Source organism: Streptosporangium sp. NPDC002544 (assembly GCF_040295965.1).
Lineage (GTDB): Bacteria > Actinomycetota > Actinomycetes > Streptosporangiales > Streptosporangiaceae > Streptosporangium.
The window spans coordinates 36,937-53,310 of sequence record NZ_JBEOWJ010000011.1; the positions used below are offsets into that span (position 1 = coordinate 36,937).

18 protein-coding genes are annotated in these 16,374 nt (G+C 70.8%); 5 read left to right on the top strand and 13 right to left on the bottom strand.

Going from position 1 to position 16,374, the window contains the following annotated elements:
* Nucleotides 1–123: 123 nt before the first annotated feature.
* Entirely contained in the window at nucleotides 124–1,122 is a 999-nt protein-coding gene (locus ABT061_RS18505) for a dihydroxyacetone kinase subunit DhaK (RefSeq protein WP_350918788.1), read from the bottom strand.
* 181 nt (nucleotides 1,123–1,303) lie between these two features.
* Between ABT061_RS18505 and ABT061_RS18510 the strand changes: the two genes are divergently transcribed.
* A complete protein-coding gene (locus ABT061_RS18510; RefSeq protein WP_350918791.1) occupies nucleotides 1,304–1,546 on the top strand; it encodes a DUF6343 family protein in 243 nt (80 codons plus the stop codon).
* Between the two features lie 93 nt (nucleotides 1,547–1,639).
* Here ABT061_RS18510 and ABT061_RS18515 read toward each other — a convergent pair whose 3' ends face one another.
* Entirely contained in the window at nucleotides 1,640–2,026 is a 387-nt protein-coding gene (locus tag ABT061_RS18515; RefSeq protein WP_350918794.1) for an ATP-binding protein, read from the bottom strand.
* Nucleotides 2,027–2,070: 44 nt separating this feature from the next.
* Between ABT061_RS18515 and ABT061_RS18520 the strand changes: the two genes are divergently transcribed.
* The gene (locus ABT061_RS18520) at nucleotides 2,071–2,322 is read left to right on the top strand and encodes a hypothetical protein (protein ID WP_350918797.1); all 252 of its coding nucleotides are present in this window, start codon (nucleotides 2,071–2,073) and stop codon (nucleotides 2,320–2,322) included.
* A 264-nt stretch (nucleotides 2,323–2,586) separates the two neighbouring features.
* On the opposite strand, the gene ABT061_RS18525 is transcribed toward ABT061_RS18520, so the two are convergent.
* From ABT061_RS18525 to ABT061_RS18555, 7 genes are all read right to left on the bottom strand, one after another.
* Complete coding sequence (locus tag ABT061_RS18525; RefSeq protein ID WP_350918800.1) at nucleotides 2,587–3,111, bottom strand: SPW repeat protein; 525 nt, start codon at nucleotides 3,109–3,111, stop codon at nucleotides 2,587–2,589.
* A gap of 364 nt (nucleotides 3,112–3,475) precedes the next feature.
* Complete coding sequence (locus ABT061_RS18530) at nucleotides 3,476–4,222, bottom strand: copper homeostasis protein CutC (protein WP_350918803.1); 747 nt, start codon at nucleotides 4,220–4,222, stop codon at nucleotides 3,476–3,478.
* A complete protein-coding gene (locus ABT061_RS18535; protein ID WP_350918806.1) occupies nucleotides 4,219–5,169 on the bottom strand; it encodes an asparaginase in 951 nt (316 codons plus the stop codon). Before ABT061_RS18535 ends, ABT061_RS18530 begins: the two co-directional genes overlap by 4 nt.
* The gene (locus ABT061_RS18540) at nucleotides 5,162–5,989 is read right to left on the bottom strand and encodes an amino acid ABC transporter permease (RefSeq protein WP_350918809.1); all 828 of its coding nucleotides are present in this window, start codon (nucleotides 5,987–5,989) and stop codon (nucleotides 5,162–5,164) included. The genes ABT061_RS18535 and ABT061_RS18540 overlap by 8 nt, the downstream gene beginning before the upstream one ends.
* A 94-nt stretch (nucleotides 5,990–6,083) precedes the next feature.
* The gene (locus ABT061_RS18545; protein WP_350918812.1) at nucleotides 6,084–6,728 is read right to left on the bottom strand and encodes an amino acid ABC transporter permease; all 645 of its coding nucleotides are present in this window, start codon (nucleotides 6,726–6,728) and stop codon (nucleotides 6,084–6,086) included.
* Nucleotides 6,728–7,645, bottom strand: coding sequence for a glutamate ABC transporter substrate-binding protein (locus tag ABT061_RS18550; protein ID WP_350918815.1), 918 nt, complete (start codon nucleotides 7,643–7,645; stop codon nucleotides 6,728–6,730). Before ABT061_RS18550 ends, ABT061_RS18545 begins: the two co-directional genes overlap by 1 nt.
* 31 nt (nucleotides 7,646–7,676) lie before the next feature.
* Entirely contained in the window at nucleotides 7,677–8,405 is a 729-nt protein-coding gene (locus ABT061_RS18555) for an amino acid ABC transporter ATP-binding protein (protein WP_350918818.1), read from the bottom strand.
* Between the two features lie 105 nt (nucleotides 8,406–8,510).
* Between ABT061_RS18555 and ABT061_RS18560 the strand changes: the two genes are divergently transcribed.
* The gene (locus tag ABT061_RS18560; RefSeq protein WP_350918820.1) at nucleotides 8,511–9,653 is read left to right on the top strand and encodes an ROK family protein; all 1,143 of its coding nucleotides are present in this window, start codon (nucleotides 8,511–8,513) and stop codon (nucleotides 9,651–9,653) included.
* Nucleotides 9,654–9,715: 62 nt separating this feature from the next.
* On the opposite strand, the gene ABT061_RS18565 is transcribed toward ABT061_RS18560, so the two are convergent.
* Nucleotides 9,716–10,318, bottom strand: a complete 603-nt coding sequence (locus ABT061_RS18565; RefSeq protein ID WP_350918823.1) for a TetR/AcrR family transcriptional regulator — start codon at nucleotides 10,316–10,318, stop codon at nucleotides 9,716–9,718.
* Nucleotides 10,319–10,404: 86 nt separating this feature from the next.
* Here ABT061_RS18565 and ABT061_RS18570 point away from each other — a divergent pair, with 86 nt between their 5' ends.
* On the top strand, nucleotides 10,405–11,145 hold the full coding sequence (locus ABT061_RS18570; RefSeq protein WP_350918826.1) for an SDR family oxidoreductase: 741 nt from the start codon (nucleotides 10,405–10,407) through the stop codon (nucleotides 11,143–11,145).
* A 248-nt stretch (nucleotides 11,146–11,393) separates the two neighbouring features.
* Here the strand turns inward: ABT061_RS18570 and ABT061_RS18575 are convergent, their stop codons facing one another.
* Together ABT061_RS18575 and ABT061_RS18580 are read right to left on the bottom strand one after the other, a co-directional pair.
* The gene (locus tag ABT061_RS18575) at nucleotides 11,394–11,666 is read right to left on the bottom strand and encodes a GlsB/YeaQ/YmgE family stress response membrane protein (RefSeq protein WP_350918829.1); all 273 of its coding nucleotides are present in this window, start codon (nucleotides 11,664–11,666) and stop codon (nucleotides 11,394–11,396) included.
* Nucleotides 11,667–12,007: 341 nt separating this feature from the next.
* A complete protein-coding gene (locus ABT061_RS18580) occupies nucleotides 12,008–14,872 on the bottom strand; it encodes an AfsR/SARP family transcriptional regulator (RefSeq protein ID WP_350918832.1) in 2,865 nt (954 codons plus the stop codon).
* A 204-nt stretch (nucleotides 14,873–15,076) separates the two neighbouring features.
* Here ABT061_RS18580 and ABT061_RS18585 point away from each other — a divergent pair, with 204 nt between their 5' ends.
* A complete protein-coding gene (locus tag ABT061_RS18585) occupies nucleotides 15,077–15,520 on the top strand; it encodes a hypothetical protein (RefSeq protein WP_350918835.1) in 444 nt (147 codons plus the stop codon).
* Nucleotides 15,521–15,591: 71 nt separating this feature from the next.
* On the opposite strand, the gene ABT061_RS18590 is transcribed toward ABT061_RS18585, so the two are convergent.
* Entirely contained in the window at nucleotides 15,592–16,200 is a 609-nt protein-coding gene (locus ABT061_RS18590; protein ID WP_350918838.1) for an ATP-binding protein, read from the bottom strand.
* Nucleotides 16,201–16,374 lie beyond the last annotated feature (174 nt).

The following is a 16,374-nucleotide window of genomic DNA, read 5'->3' on the forward strand; positions in this document are numbered from 1 at the left end:
ACGCGAGGCCGGTCGATTCGCTCTCACAGGGTGGCTGACCTGTGACGATGATCCATATGCGGAGAACCGGGCCGGGGCGGGCCGGTCAGCTGACCATCGTCGACCGCCGGAGCCGTGGGCGGGTCACCAGGTGAGGGCCGCGGTGCGCACCGGGTCGTCCCACAGGCCGACGAGCTCCTCGTCCGCGCGGATCAGGGTGACCGAGCAGCCCGCCATGTCCAGAGCGGTGACATAGGAGCCCACGAGCTGCCGGGCGATGGTGACACCTCGTGCGTCGAGGAGCCGGGTCACCTGCCGGTAGGCGGTCAGGAGCTCCAGCTGGTGGGTGGCGCCGAGGCCGTTGACGATCACGAAGACCGCGTCCCCCCTGCTCAGCCCGAGGTCGTCGGCGACCGGCTCGGTCAGCGCGGCCACCAGCTCGTCGGCGGGGGCGACGGGGATCTTCCGGACTCCCCGCTCGCCGTGGATGCCGACGCCGAACTCGACCTGGCCCGCTTCCAGGTCGAACGAGGGTACGGACTGGCCGGGGTGGGTGCAGGCCCGCAGGGCCAGGGACATGGTCCGGGCGTTGCCCGCGACGCGGCGGCCGAGCGCGGCCACCGTCGACAGGTCGGCGCCCCGCTCGGCGGCGGCGCCGCAGATCTTCTCGACGGCGACGACGGCGGCGGTGCCCCGCCGCCCCGGGCCGCCCTCGACGGAGGTGTCGGTGGCCAGGTCGTCGTCGACGAGCACGGTCTCGGTCCGGATGGCGCCGGATATCTCGGCGGCGATGGTGAAGTTCAGCACGTCACCGGTGTAGTTCTTGACCACGTGGACGACGCCCCGGCCGTCGTCGACCGCCTCGGTGGCCGCCTGGATCTGGATCGCGGTGGGGCTGGCGAAGACGGCTCCCGGCACCGCGGCGTCCAGCATCCCGTACCCCACGAAACCGGTGTGCAGGGGCTCGTGCCCGGAGCCGCCGCCGGACAGCACGCCCACCTTGTACGGCCGCCGGTCATCGGCCCTGATGACGAAGCTGGGGTCGCGGTTCCAGCGCAGCCGCCCCCGCCGGCTGAGCTCCAGCCCTTCGAGCGCCTCGGCGACGAGCTCCTGCGGGTCGTTGACCAGCTGATGTGCGGCCACCTGGCCCCTCCTTGCGTCGCGAACGCTGTTTTCCTACCCGGCTTCACCTCCTTGACGCGAAGGCTTCGTCGTCGGCATGACCCCATGGGTGATCCGGGATGTCCTGGGTAAGGGCTGGGAGATGCCCCCTTGCACAGGTATGGGCAGGTGGGGAGATCGATATTGCCCCGGAGGTGGTCTCATGAAGGAGCAGCCGGGAACGCATGACCATCCGAAGAGCGCGCTGAACCTGCGACTCGCTCTGGCGATCTTCGGGCTGGTGGTCTGTACGGCTCTGGCGGTCTTCGCGACACAGGCCGGGATCACCGCGCTCGCCGTGGCCCTGGCCGTGCTGGCGGCCATCGCCGTCGTGGACATCGTGGTGGTCGGGATTCGGATCGTACGGAGACGTCGGCGCGGTGAGCGGCACACTCTCTTCGAGTAGGTCATCCGTCCTGGCCGCGCTCGGCTGTGTCAGCGGGGTCCGTGAGTTGGGGACGGACTGAACGGCGGCCCAGGCGCAACAGCGGCGGGCAGGTCAGGCGGATGCCGGACCGGGTCGGCAGGGCGAAGGCGATGGCCTTGGCCGGTGCTTCGGTGGCGAAGGTCGTCGTGGCGTAGGCGCGGCAGTGCCCCGGGAGAGTTCGCGGACCAGGACCAGTCCGCGGCCGCTCTCGGCGAACAGGTCCAGGGCGGTCTGCGGCCGGGAATGGTCGAGGGCGGCGGGGATCCAGCCCAGGCCGGGGTCGCTGTCGACGACCTCGCACCAGATGGGGACGCCGGCCAGGTGGAAGACGCGGAGCGCGTACGGCGGGCGGGCGTGTTTTTCGCAGTTGTAGGGCGCCACCGACCGAGATCCGGCCTGGGTCGCCTGGTTCGAGCCAACGGAACCCGTCGCCGAGGCGGGCATCTGCTGGTCGCTCATCGGCGATCATCGGCGGTCCGCCGCCTGCGTGGAGGCCGTTCTCCGTGAGTACGGTGAGCGTCGCTTCCGGCTCGGCCCAGCTCAGCCGGGTCAGCGCCGCCGATGCCTGTCTGGGGTTGGGTGAGCTGGAACAGGCCATCGACTCGGCGCGGACGGCCATCCCGATGGCCAGATCACTGACCTCGCCTCGGTTGGTCGGGCGCATCCGGAAATTCTCCGACCGGCTGGAGCCGTACAGCGCGACCATCCAGGTCAGGGAGTTTCGTGCCTACCTGGACCGTGAGCTCGTCTCCTGACCCCCGCCGGGTCGAAGATGACGGAAGCCCGGTCGGGGCCGGGCTCATCTGGATACGGCACCGCTACCGCTGTCCCCGGCCAGGCTGGGCCGCTGTCGCGGTGAGGTCGTTTCCCTGGCGGGACTCGGATAGATGCCGCCGCTTTGGACTGTGCACCCCCGCCGCCCCTCGTGGAGGCGGTCAGAACGGGGGCGGCTTGAAGGCGGAGGTCCCGTACAGCATCGGCGGGGCGGTCCTTCGCCGCCGCACCGATGCCACATCCACCTATGGCCTGTTGGGGAAGTCCGGCCGGTTGGGCATGTCCGGCCTGCTGGGCATGTCTGTCCTGTGTGGCATGTCTCCTCGGTGGGACATGTCTCCCTTGTGTCCCATGCCGGGCATTCTCTTGGAGCCCACCGCCACCGCTCCCAGCCCGAGCAGGAAGATGATGACGCCGGTGACGACGTTGTTCCAGATGTTCGCCGTCGTCGCCGAGCCGGTGACCCAGGGAGAGATGATGGTCCAGATTCCGATGATCGGCACGACCCAGCTGATCCCGTACGTCCGGCCGTAGGCGGACGCGAGTCCCAGGGCCAGGGCGGCGACCACGAGGCCGGTGACGAGATTGCTGACGGTGAGCCTGGACAGGCCGTTGAAACCGACCACCCATGGAGAGATCGCCAGATACAGCCCGGCCAGGAGGCCCAGTCCGTCGATGACCTGCGCCACCGAACTGGAGCCCGCCCGTTCGTACCTCGCCCGCATCTCGATGAGATCGGGGTGTTGCTCCAGGCTTGCGGGTCTCATCATGACCCATGCCCCCTTCCGGTTTTCATGCGAAATTCGATTTCATGCGAAAGCGAATTTCTACCGGTATACCCGACATAAGCTCCAAACAGCCCAAAGAATGACAAATCTAACTAATGAAATCCTTTGGATAGGGGCGATCCAGTGGCCGCCCCCGTCCAGCGCACCCCGCCGCCACCGAGACACGGCGCCCCAGGACGTTCATCATGCGCTACAACCCGGTCACCGCCAGGCTGAGCGACTACCGCAGTCCGCCTACCGCCCAGAACGGGCACAGCGCGCTCATCCGCACGTCGTGCCCAACCCCTGGTCACCGCGTCGGGGATAGCAACTTGGTGGCTTGGTATCCAGGTGGCGGAGGTGGAGGTCAGGTACCAGAGGCGGCGATCACCTCGGAGACCAGGCGCGGCGAGGTGATCAGGCGGCTGTACTCGGGCTGGCGCAGTTCCCCGCCCATGAACGGGTGGGGGTTGCGGTGGACGGCGGGGCTGGGCGCGTCGACCAGGGCGGCGAAGTGGATCTCGGTGGCTCCCGTCGCCTCGACCACGCGGTGCACGTTGCGGGGTGTGATGCCGCCACCGGGCATGACGATCAGGCTGTCGCCTGCCCGCTCGACCAAGGACGCGATCAGTGGCGCGCCCTCCAGGGCGGTGACGTCCTGGCCGGAGGTGAGAACCCGGTCGACGCCCAGGGCGGCGAGGGTGTCCAGGGCGGCGAACGGGTCGGCGGTCATGTCGAAGGCCCGGTGGAAGGTGATCGAGAGGCCCTCGGCCGCATCGATGAGGCGCTTGGCCACCTCGACGTTCACCTCGCCTGACGGCGTCAGCACCCCGATCACCACGCCCTGCGCGCCCGCGTCCCTGACCGTGGCCACGTCGCGCTCCATGGCCGCGACCTCGTACTCGTCGTAGATGAAGTCGCCGCCCCGGGGGCGGATGATCACGTGGACCCGGATCGTCGAGACCGCCGCGAGGGTCGCCTCGACGGTGCCGAGGGTCGGGGTCAGGCCCCCTTCGAAGAGGGCCGAGCACAGCTCGACGCGGTGCGCCCCGGCCTGCTCGGCCGCGAGCGCGCCGGCGGTGCTGTCAATGCAGATTTCATAGGTAAGACTCATTTTTCCTCCAAAGCATGGATTTCACCGACTGGTAGGCCCCCGCCCAGTACCGGAACACTCGTGAAGCCGGCCGCCGGCGCGACGTCCCCGCCGGCCGCCCTGAGCGCGGCCAGCGCGATCGCGCTTGTGGCCCGCGGGCTCCCGTCGATGACCTTGACGGCCGCCGCGTGCCCGGTGGCGAGCGCGACGACGAGAACCCCCTCGGCCCCGCCCTTGGCCACCGCCCCCGGCAGCGCCCGCATCAGCGAGGTGTTCACGTGCCCGGTCCCGCCGACGTACTCGGGGTGCTCGCGCATCGCGTCGGCGACCGCCCGCGGCGCGGTCCCCGGCTCGGCGACGACCAGGGCCCGTACGGCCCGGGCCAGCCCGGTCAGCGACAGCCCGAACAGCGGGGCGCCGCACCCGTCGACGGCGACATGGGCCGCCCTCTCCCCAGACAGCTCCTCGGTCACGGCACGCACCCGCCGCTGCAAGGGATGGTCGGCGTCCAGATAGGAGGTGGTCTCCCAGCCGGAGGCGGCGGACGCGGCGAGCATCGCGGCGTGCTTGCCCGAGCAGTTCATCCGCTCGCGCGAGGCCGTCAGGCCCGCCCGGATCAGCATGTGCCGGGTGGCCTCGTCCTCCGGCCAGTCCACGGGGCAGCCGAGGGCCTCGAAGCCGAGCCCGGCCCCGGCGAGTATCTCGGCGACCAGTCGCACGTGGAAGTCCTGACCGGTGTGGCTGCCCGCGGCGATGGCCAGGCCGGGGCCGTGCAGGTCCGCCCCGGACAGCAGGCAGGCCAGTGCCTGGAACGGCTTGGCCGAGGAGCGCGGCAGCACCGGCGCGCCGACCGCTCCCCTGGCGACGGCCACGGTGCCGTCGGGCGCGAGGGCGACGGCGCTGCCGAAGTGCACGCTCTCCACGAATCCGGAGCGCACCACCTCCGCGAGCGGGACGAGTTCAGGCACGGGCGGGTCTCCTTCTGAGCCGACGGGCCCCCGGGGTGTCACGGGCGTCGAGGGTACGGGCGAGCTTGGACAGCGACGCGTTGACCACCAGGTAGATCAGCGCGACGACGATGTAGGTCTGAATGAGCAGGCCGTTGTAGGTCGCCAGGACCTTGCCGCTGTAGAGCAGTTCGGCGTAGCTGACCACGAAGCCCAGCGAGGTGTCCTTCAGCAGGCCGACCGACTGGCTGACGATCGAGGGCAGCACCCGCCGGGCCGCCTGCGGCAGCACGATCAGGCGCATGGTCTGGCCCTGGGTGAGCCCGACCGCGAGCCCGGCCTCGCCCTGGCCGCGCTCCACGGACAGCACCCCGGCGCGGAAGATCTCCGCGAACGCCGCGGCGTTCGAGACCGCCAGCGGCACCACGAGTTTCCAGAACAGCGGCAGGTCCAGCCCGTAGCGGGGCAGCGCGAACAGCACGACGTATACCAGCAGCAGCGCCGGGATGGTCCGCACGACCTCCACGTACGCCGCGGCGGGCACGCGTACCCACCTGCGCCGCGACAACCGCCCGAGGGCCAGCGCCAGCCCGGCGGCCATCGCCAGCGCGGCCGAGACGACGGCGGCGAGCGCGGTGGCCCACAGCCCGTTCAGCAGATAGCGCCACATCGGCCAGGTCGCGTACGGCGACCAGCGGTCGGCGTCGAGCTGGCCGTTGGCGGCGAACTGGCGCACCGCCAGCACCAGCAGGGCCAGCACCGCGACCGCCCCCACCACGGTCGCGATCCGTATCCTGCGGCGGGCGCGCGGCCCCGGCTGGTCGAAGAGCAGGTTGCTCACCGGACCACCGCCGGTTCGCCCGAGCCCGCGGCCTGAGCGGCGACCGGCTCGCCGGGGGCCCGGACACTCACCGCTCCGTCGGGAGACAGCACGCTCATCGGACCACCACCAGCCGTCGTTCGAGCCGCCCGGTGACGAACCCGGCGCAGGCGGCGATCAGCGCGTAGGCCAGGCCGGCCCCGACGAAGATCGGGATGGGCTGCGCCTCCGTGAGGTTCACCCGGTTGGCCGCGGCGGTCAGGTCGACCACGCCGACCGCGGCGGCGAGCGAGGTGTTCATCGTCAGCGCGATGAAGATGTTGCCGACCGGCTGGATCACCGTGCGCAGCGCCTGCGGCAGGACCACGTGGCGCAGGGACTGGCCGAAGGTCAGCCCGAGCGCGCGGGCCGCCTCGCCCTGCCCCGCGGAGACCGCGTTGACGCCGGAGCGCAGGGCCTCGGCGATGTAGGCGGCCTCGTAGAGCGCGATGACGATCATGGCCGTCACCAGCAGGTCGGCCTTGAGGCCGATCTCGGGCAGGCCGAAGACGGCGAGCACCAGCAGCACCAGCAGTGGCAGGTTCTGGAAGGTCTCCACGTAGGCCGTGCCGATCCCGCGCAGGACGCCGACCGGGCTGACCCGCATGGCGGTGATCATGAGCCCCACCACCGCGGCGCCGACGAAGGACGCCGCGGTCAGCTGGAGGGTCACGACCAGCCCCTGCCAGAACTCGGGCAGGTGATCCAGGAGGGCGGACATCAGGACCCCGGCACCGATCCGATCTGCGGCGGGGTGGGAGCCTCGCCCTGCACGACCGTGCCGAGAGACTGCTTCCAGGTCTTCTGCCAGAGGCCGTCGGCCTGGATCTTCTTCAGCCAGTCGTTGACGAACTTCTTGAACTGGTCGTCACCGTGCTTGAGGCCGATGCCGTACGGGTCGGTGGTGAACGGGCTGCCGACGACCTGGATCGAGGAGTCCTTCTGCGCGTTGGCGACCAGGAGCGTCTCATCCTGGACGTAGGCGTCGCCGCGTTCCTGCTTGAGGGCCTGCACGCACTCGGGGTCGCTGCCGAACGTCACGATCTTGGCCTGCGGGGCGAGCTTCTTGATCGCCGGGATGGCCGGGGTGTTGGCTCCGGCGATGACGGTCTTGCCGTTCAGGTCCTCGGGCTTGGTGATGCCCGTGGTGCCCTTCCTGACCGCGAGGCTCAGCCCGGAGGAGTAGTACGGTCCGGCGAAGGAGACCTGCTCGGCCCGCTCCGGGGTGATCGTGTAGGTCTGGAAGACGACGTCCACGGTGCCGTTGCCGAGCAGCGCCTCGCGAGTCTCCGAGGCGGAGTTGACGATCTTCACCTTGGGCTCGCCGATGATGTACTTGGCGAGAGCCTTGCCCATGTCCGCGTCGAACCCCTCGACCTCGCCGGTCGTCGGGTTCTGCTGCGACAGCAGCGGCGCGTCGAGCGACCCGCCGACGATCAGCTCGCCGCGCTGCTTGATCTTCTCCATCGTGGAGCCGGGCAGGATGTCCGCGGCGGCCGCGACCGGCGCCGAGGCGATCAGGTCGCCGCCCTTGGCCTCACCTGGTACGGCCGGGCTTCCCGAGTCCGTACCGGCACAGGCCGAGAGGCCGAGCATGGACACAGCGGCGACAGCGGCCAGCCGCTTCATGGACACCATCGGGCCCACCATCCTTTTTGATCGTTTTCGATCAGTGAGTGAGAACTTTGGCCAGGAAGTCCCTGGCCCTGTCTGTCTGAGGAGCCTCGAAGAAGGCGCCGGGCTCGCCCGTCTCGACGATCTGGCCGGCGTCCATGAAGACCACGCGGTCGGCGGCCCTGCGGGCGAAGCCCATCTCGTGGGTGACGACGACCATGGTCATGCCGTCGGCGGCGAGCTGGACCATCACGTCCAGTACCTCACCGACCATCTCCGGGTCGAGTGCGGAGGTGGGCTCGTCGAAGAGCATCACCTTGGGCCGCATGGCCAGCGCGCGGGCGATGGCGGCCCGCTGTTGCTGCCCACCGGACAGCCGCGCCGGCAGCTTTCCCGCCTGCTCGGCGATGCCGACGCGCGCCAGCAGATCCCGCGCCGACGCCTCGGCCTCGGCGCGGGAGTCGCCCCGGACCTTCATCGGCGCGAGCACGATGTTCTCCAGCACGGTCTTGTGCTGGAAGAGGTTGAACGACTGGAACACCATGCCGACGTCGGCCCGGAGCCTGGCCAGTTCCCGGCCCTCCACGGGGGCGGGTACGCCGTCGACGAGGATGTCTCCGGACCCGGCGGGCTCCAGCCGGTTGAGGCAGCGGCACAGCGTGGACTTGCCCGACCCGGAGGGGCCGACCACCACGACGACCTCGCCTCGCGCCACATCAAGGTCGATGTCGCGCAGCACGTGATGATCGCCGAACCACTTGTTCAACCCTTTGACCTGAATCATTGCCATCTTCCTTCGAAATCGAAGACAAAGCGGAAGGTAATAGATGATTCTTATGGAAGTCAACATGTTGCCGTAGTAAGTACAGACGTGGTATTCCTCTAGTCCATGTCAGGCAAAGAGCGGCTGCTGGTGCGGGGAGCGCAGGGCGACCTTCTGCGTCTTGTCGCCACCGGCCACGCCGAGTCGCGTGCCCAGCTGGCCCGCATCTCCGGCCTGGCGGCGTCGAGCGTCTCCCTGCGCGTCGAGGAGCTGATCGACACCGGGCTCCTCGTCGAGGAGGGCTCGGGCGCCTCCAGGGGCGGGCGGCGGCCCCGGCGGCTGCGGGTCAGCCCGACCGCCGGCCTGCTCGCGGTGGCCGACCTCGGGGCGCACCACGCCCGCTTCGGCCTGCTCGACCTCAGCGGCGCCCCCCTCGTCGTCGAGGAGCGCACCTGCGACATAGCACTCGGCCCCGAGGCGACCCTCGACTGGATGGCCGCCTCGTTCGACGAGCTGCTGCTGACCCACGGCCCGCCCGGCGCCCCCCTGCGAGGCGTCGGCACCGGCATACCCGGCCCCGTCGACCCCGCCAGCGGCCGGGTGGTGTCTCCCTCGCGCATGCCCGGCTGGCACAACTTCCCCGTCGCCGAGCATCTCGGCGCGCACTACGACCTGCCGGTGCTCGTGGAGAACGACGCCAACCTCCTGGCCGTCGGCGAGGCCCGCTCATGGCCCGGGTGCGACAACCTCATGGTGCTCAAGGCCGGCAGTGGCATAGGGTGCGGCGTGATCGTCGACGGCCGCCTGCACCGGGGCAGGGGTGCGGCCGGCGACATCAGCCACGTCCGGGTCAGGACCGACTCCTCCACCATGTGCTCGTGCGGCCACCCCGACTGCCTGGAGGCCTACGCGAGCGGCGCCGCGCTCATGGGCGCCCTGTCCGAGCTCGGCATCGCGACGCGACGCCCGGGCGACGTCGTCGCCCTGGTCGAGGACGGCGTGCCCGAGGCCACCGCCCTGGTCAGGAACGCGGGCCGCCTCATCGGCGAGGTGCTCACCGTCCTGGTCAACTTCCTCAATCCCGACGCCATCGTCGTCGGCGGCAGCCTCTCCACCGCCGAGCCGCTGATCTCCTCCATCCGCGCCGCCGTCTACGAGCGCTGCCTCCCGCTGGCCACCCGCGACCTGGAGATCGCCGTCACCCGTGGCGGTCCCGATGCCGCCCTCCTCGGCGCGGGTTCCCTCCTGCTGGACGCCGTCCTCGGTTGAGGGGCGGAACGGACGGCGCTCCCACTTTCAGCCAGGAGCTTCGGACCGGACGGGGAGACGGGTCATCGGCGGCCGATCCCGGCCAGCAGGTTCCTGACGAGGGCCTCGGCGAACTCGTCGGTGAGGGGCTGGTCGGGGATGAGGAGGCGGTGATAGCAGGCGCCCCAGAGCTGGTCGACGACCACCTCGGGGTCGACGTCCTCGCGTAGCTGCCCGCGCTGCTTGGCGCGCTCCAGTGCCTCGACGGCGAGTGCCCTGCGCGGTGCCGAGTAGCGCTCGCGAAGGAGCGCCGACAGCTCGGGGTCGGTCTGGGCGTGGCCGACGAGCTCCGGCATCACGCGCCCGGCCCGGGTGTCGCGCATCAGGTGGACGAAGGCCCGCAGTTGCGCGGTGAGGTCGGCGGCGATGTCGCCGGTGTCGGGGAAGGCCAGGGTGGGGCCGACGGCGTCGAAGTAGCCGTCGAGCGCCAGCGCCCCCTTGGAGGGCCACCACTTGTAGAGCGTCACCCTGCTCGCCCCCGCCAGCGCCGCGACCTTCTCGATGGTGAAGGCGGCCATCCCCTCGGTGAGCAGGAGTTCGCCGGCCGCACGCAGGATCTCACGTCGCACCTCGGCGGCCGGCCGGCGTCCGCGTCCGCGCCGGATGGGTTCGGGGGACTGCGTCACCGGCTACCTCCAGGAAATATATGGACATTATGTCTACAGTCATATATATACATAGTGTACACAAATTCCTGGGGGAGTGAACGATCATGAGCAGCACGGCAGCCCGCGTCGCCATCGTCACCGGAGGCTCACGCGGCATCGGACGCCAGGTCGTGGACCGGCTCGTCGCCGACGGATACGCCGTCGTGGTCAACTACGTGAGCAACGACGCCGAGGGGCAGGCCGCGGTCCAGGAGGTCGTCGGCAAGGGCGGCCAGGCACTCGCCGTCCGCGCCGACGTCGGCGACACCGAGGCGGTCGCCGCGCTCTTCGACGTCGCAGAACAGACCTTCGGCGGTGTCGACGTGGTGGTCCACGCCGCCGGGATCATGAACCCGCCCACCCCGCTCGCCGAGCTCGACCTGGACGTGCTGGACCGCATACTGCGCGTCAACGTACGCGGCACCTTCGCCGTCGCCCAGCAGGCCGCACGGCGGCTGCGCCGAGGGGGCGCCCTGATCACCTTCTCCACCTCGGTCATCGGGCTGGCCCTTCCCGGGTACGGCGCCTACGTCGCGTCCAAGGGGGCCGTCGAGGGCCTGACCCTCATCCTGGCCCGCGAACTACGTGGCAGGGACATCACCGTCAACACCGTCGCCCCCGGGCCCACCGCCACCGACCTCTTCCTGAAGGGCAAGGACGAGGAGACCGTCGCCAGGATGGCCGCCCAGCCGCCACTGGAGCGGCTGGGCCGGCCCGCCGACATCGCCGAGGCCGTGGCCTTCCTGGCGGGCCCCGCCCGCTGGGTCAACGGCCAGGTGCTCCGGGTCAACGGCGGAATCATCTGAACTCGGCATTCGGGCAGCATTCGGATAGAGGAAGGGGCGGCCGACGACGGCGCCGAGGTGGTCAACGCCGTCGGTGACCGGGTTCGCGCCGGGTTCTACCGCAGGATCGGCCTGGAGGACCTGCTCGGCCCCCGCTGGTGCGATGGCGGAATCCCCTCACCGGCCCGAGGTCCTCGCTGCGGAGCCCTGCTGCCGGGCCCGGTGAACGTGAGCCGGTGGGAGAGACGGGGCGGGGTGCCCGGAACAGGTCAGCGGATCTGCCGCCTGCCGTACAGCTTCACCGCGGTCACCACGCCGCCGGCGGCCACCGCGACCTGGAGGCCCAGCTCGATCCAGTCGATTCCCCGGGTGTCGGCCACCCCCAGCACCGTGGCGATGGCGGTGCCGATGAACGCGGCGACGATGCCGATCACGATGGTCAGCCAGATCGGGATGGACTGGCGTCCCGGGACCACCAGACGACCGAGTGCTCCGATCACGATGCCGACGATGAGGGCGGAGATGATGCCGGTCACTGCCATGTCGCACTCCCAAGGGGGGCCGCCGGCCGTATCGGCCGAAGACGATGAGTCGATCACCTCGTCCAACGATCCCGCTCCTCCCGTGGTTCCCCTGGCCCGTGACGCGGAGTGGAACTCCAAGGGTTCGGTCTCCGGATCCATCTACGTCACCGACACCTGGGGGGAACGGCCGGGGGTCAAGGTTCGGCCGCAGGGGCACAGGGCCGGCACCTACGGGGAGAACGGCAACGCGGTGGTTCGCCGATTCTCACCGACGAACATCGGGAATCAGCGAACGGCTGACAGCTCAAACCGGCGGCGGTCAGGTCAGGCGGGGGCCCACGCGGGTGGGCGGGGCCTCGTCACGGGGGCACGCAGGTGAGGTCGATGACATTCTCACGCCTGGCCCCCCGCTCGAAGGCCGCGGTATAGGCGCGTGTACCGAGTGCATGCCGTACCAGGTGGTCGGCCTCGGCGTGGGCGTCGTGAAACGGCCGCAGCCCGATGAGCGCCACCCCGGTCGTGCGCCGCAGCCGGTGCGCGGCGCCGAGCAGTTCGGCGGCGTGGTCGTGCCGGCCGGCGGCGGCGATGGTCCAGGCGAGCGTCTCAAGGCCCCACACGGGCCCCCAGCGGTCGTCGATGTCGTGCTGGCGGCGCAGCGAGTCGCGGAAAAGCGCGGCGGCCCGTACCAGGTCGCCGTGCCGCAACTCCGCGAGACCGAGGCCCCACAGCCCCCAGGAGTAGGCCCAGGCCCCGCCGTGCGCCTCGGCGTCGGCCAGGTAGGCGTCACCGGCGGCGACGGCGGTATCCCGGTCCCCGAGGAAGGCGCAGGCCATGGCCCAGAGCATCGTCGCCATGTGGGCGTCACCGGTCGCGCCGTCCGCCAGGAACCGGTCCCTCGCCTTCGCCAGCAGCGGGATGGACCGCGGATCGCCGTGGATGAGCAGCGCGTGGGCGCCCTCGACGTAGGTGACGGCGGCGGGGGCGTCACCATCGGGGAACCGCGAGGTCAGGCGGCGGCAGCGGGTCAGGAACTCCTCGGCGCCCCGCTTGTCGCCCTGGCAGAGGGCGATCCAGGCGGCCAGGGCCACCGCGCCGATCTGGAGCGGGTCCGGCGGGCGCGGAGAGAGCGCGAGCCCGCGCTCCAGCCAGTGGCGGCCCTCGCCGATGGTGCTGCTGAAGAACCAGAACCGGGTCCGGGTGAGGTTGGCGGTGATCTCCAGCCCGCTCCGGGCCTCGCCGGGCTCGGTGGCGCAGAAGTCCAGTGCCGTCCGGAGGTTCGGCAGTTCCTGCCGCAGCCGCGACAACCACTCGACCTCGCGGGGACCGCACCAGTCGGCCGCGGCCCGTGCGACGGTGCTCCGGTAGTGGTCACGGTGGCGTCGCCGCACCGCGGTCTCCTGACCGAGGTCGACCAGACGCTGCCTGCCGTACTGGCGGATGGTCTCCAGCAGGCTGTAACGCGTCCTGCCGCCCCGGGTGCTCACGACCAGGATCGACTTGTGCGCCAGGGCCGCCAGAACGTCGATGACGTCGTGGCGGTCGATGCCCGCACCGGAGCACACCGCCTCGGCCGCCTCCAGGCCGAACCCGCCGGAGAAGACCGACAGCCGTGCCCAGAGCAGCCGCTCGTGCTCGGTGCACAGGTCGTGGCTCCAGCCGACGACGCCTCCCAGAGTCCGGTGATGGCGGGGCGCGTTCCCGGCGTCGTTGTCGGCCAGCAGCCGGAACCGGTCGTCGAGCCGGTCGAGGATCTCCTCTGCCGAGAGCGTCCCCAGCCGGACCGCCGCCAGCTCGATGGCCAGCGGGACACCGTCCAGCCGCCCGCACAGCTGCGCGATGACACCGCGGTTGTGTCGCGTGATCCGGAAGTCCGGGGCCGAGGCCGCGGCGCGGTCGGCCAGCAGCGTCACCGCCTCGTAGCGGGTCAGCGGTGGCTCGACGTCCTCACTCACCGGCGTCATGGGGGGTACGGCGAGGGGTGGCACCGGCAGGACGTGCTCGCCCTGAACGCCGAGCCGCTGCCGGCTGGTGGCCAGCACCCGCAGACCGGGCACCGCGCGCAGGAGCACGGTCACCAACGTCGCCGCCGCCCTCACCATGTGCTCGCAGTTGTCCAGCACCAGCAACGTCCTGCTGTCACGCAGATGCTCGATCAGGATGTCCACGCAGGGGCGCGCGGACTGGTCGCGGATTCCGAGAGCCTGCGCCACCGTCCGGTCGAGCAGTTCGGGCTCGGCCAGCGGGGCGAGGTCGGCGACCCACACCCCGTCCGGGAAGGCGGGCGACACCTGTGCGGCCAGCCGCAGCGCCAGCCGGGTCTTGCCCACCCCGCCCACCCCGGTCAGCGTGACCAGGCGGCTGGTCTCCAGTAGCCGCCCGGCGTCGGTGAGCTGCCGTTCCCTGCCCACGAAGGTCGTCATCTCGCTGGGGAGATTGCCGGAGGGGCCCTTGGCGGTGAGTGCGGGATCGTTGTTGAGAATCCGCTGGTGCAGCTCCCGCAGTTCCGCGCCGGGATCGACGCCGAGTTCCTCGGCGAGGATCTCCCTGACGGAGTGGTGGCAGCGCAGGGCCTCGGCCTGGCGTCCCGACCGGTACAGCGCCAGCATCCGCTGTGCCCAGAACCGCTCCCGGAGCGGATGTGCGACGGTCAGCCTTCGCAGCTCGGGGAGCACCTCCTCGTGGCGGTCCAGCGCCAGGTCGGCCTCGATGCGGGACTGGAGCGCGTCCAGCCTGCGCTCGGCCAGCACGGGCGCGACATCCCGTCGCAGCGTCTCCGACGGGATGTCCTGTAGCGGTTCCCCGCGCCACGATCGCAGTGCCTCTCCCAGTAGCGCCGACGCCGCCACCATGGAGCCGGCCGCGGCCGCGGCCCTGGCGCGGCTGGTCAAGGTGTCGAAGCGGTGCAGGTCGAGCCGGTCACCGTCCACCCTGAGCAGGTAGCCGCGCGGGCAGGTCAGCAGGGGACCGTCATCCCCGGCGCACCCCAGCAGGTGCCGGCAGCGCAGCACGTAGTTCTGCAGGGTGTTCCTGGCACCGCCGGGCGGGGCCTCTCCCCACAGGTGGTCCATCAGCGTCTCGACAGGGACCGTCTTGTTGGCGTCGAGCAGCAGTGACACGAGCAACGTCCGCAGCTTGGCCGCCCGGATCGGCACGGGAACGCCGTCCCGCAGCACCTCGAACGGCCCCAGAACCCTGAACTCGAAACCTGATCCCGCCGTTTCCACTACCTAATGTAAGCACAATATTTCTCTCTGTGATCAGACGTGCGCGTCAAGTGCGCCCCGGATACGTGGCGAGCGCCTGGTGTGACGACAGGTCCTGAGGGGTGACCGTGAGGTGACCGGCGAGTGAGTGGCCCGCGGCACGGTGTGCGGTGACGGCGGGGCGTACCTGCCCGGCTGATCTTCACACCACAGGAAGGGCACTTCATGTTCAAACGTGTAACCGGGATCGTGGCGGCGGTGATCGCGGCGGCGGTGATGGTCACCGCCGCCCCCGCTCCCGCCGGCGCGGCCTCGTTCTCCCGGGAACTCGCGGCCACGGCGCAGGCCGCGGGCGTCTCGGAGGCGACCGTCTACTCCATGGCGATGTCGCTGGTGAACAGCGACCCGGAGGACGAGTACCGCTTCCCCGACGAGGAGTTCCAGGACGCCCCCCGCTCCTGGAGCGCGGTCGTGGCGTTCGTCAAGAGGTTCTGGCGTCAGATCGTCGACGCGGCCAAGGCCGCCGGTGAGTGGGCGTGGTGGAAGGCGGGCAAGTGCGCCACCGGCGCCGTGACCGAGGTCTGGAACAAGTTCGGCGGAGACCTGAGCGATCCGGAGGCGGTGCTGGCCGTGGCCGTCTACGGCTGCCTGAAGGGCCTGCGAGGCTGATCGCCCCGCTTGGCGGGCGGCATCCCCCGATCACCGGGAGGTGCCGCCCGCGTGGCTGTTCTTGCCCGACCTCACGGCTCCAGCAGCAGGCGGGCCGAGTGGCGGCCCAGGCCCAGCAGGGGTGGGCAGGTCAGGCGGATACCGGTACGGGTGGGCAGGGCGAAGGCGACGGCCTTGGCGGGGGCGTCGGTGGTGAAGGTCGTGGTGCGGTAGGCGCGGCAGTGGCCCCGCGACAGCTCGCGGACCAGCGCCAGGCCTCGGCCGTTCTCGGCGAACAGGTCCAGGGTGGTCTGCGGGCGGGAGTGGTCGAGGGTGGCCGGGATCCAGCCCAGGTCGGGGTCGCCGTCGACGATCTCGCACCAGGTGGGGACGGCGCCCAGGTTGAAGATCCGGACCTCGTACGGCGGGCGGGCGTGCCGCTCGCCGTTGGCGGCGAGTTCGGCCACCGCGATCTCGGCGTCGGTGATGTCGTCGTCGGGTACGCCTTCGGCCCGCAGCACCTCGCGTACGACGGCGCGGGCACGGCGCGAGGCGGAACCGGGGCGGAGAATCCTGACCAGCATCCGGACGTCGCCGTGGGCTCTTCCGAATTCGGTGGCCGCGCGCCGGCCGAGATCGGCCGGACCTTCGATGTGGACGCCCTCGAAGAGGTTCGGGGGATCGCATGGGGGTGGCCACATGTGCGTGCTCCATCGCGCTCGGTGACTGTGTCGAGTAGGAGATGTCATCGCGTGGGCGGGGCGGGAGGTCCCGTGCCGAGCGTCGTCTCTCGCCGTGAGGGCCGCAGGACGGAGGTGGCCGTCGCCGTCCGCCTTGTGGATCATCGTGTCGGCTGGTCGTTTCCTGGTCGTTTC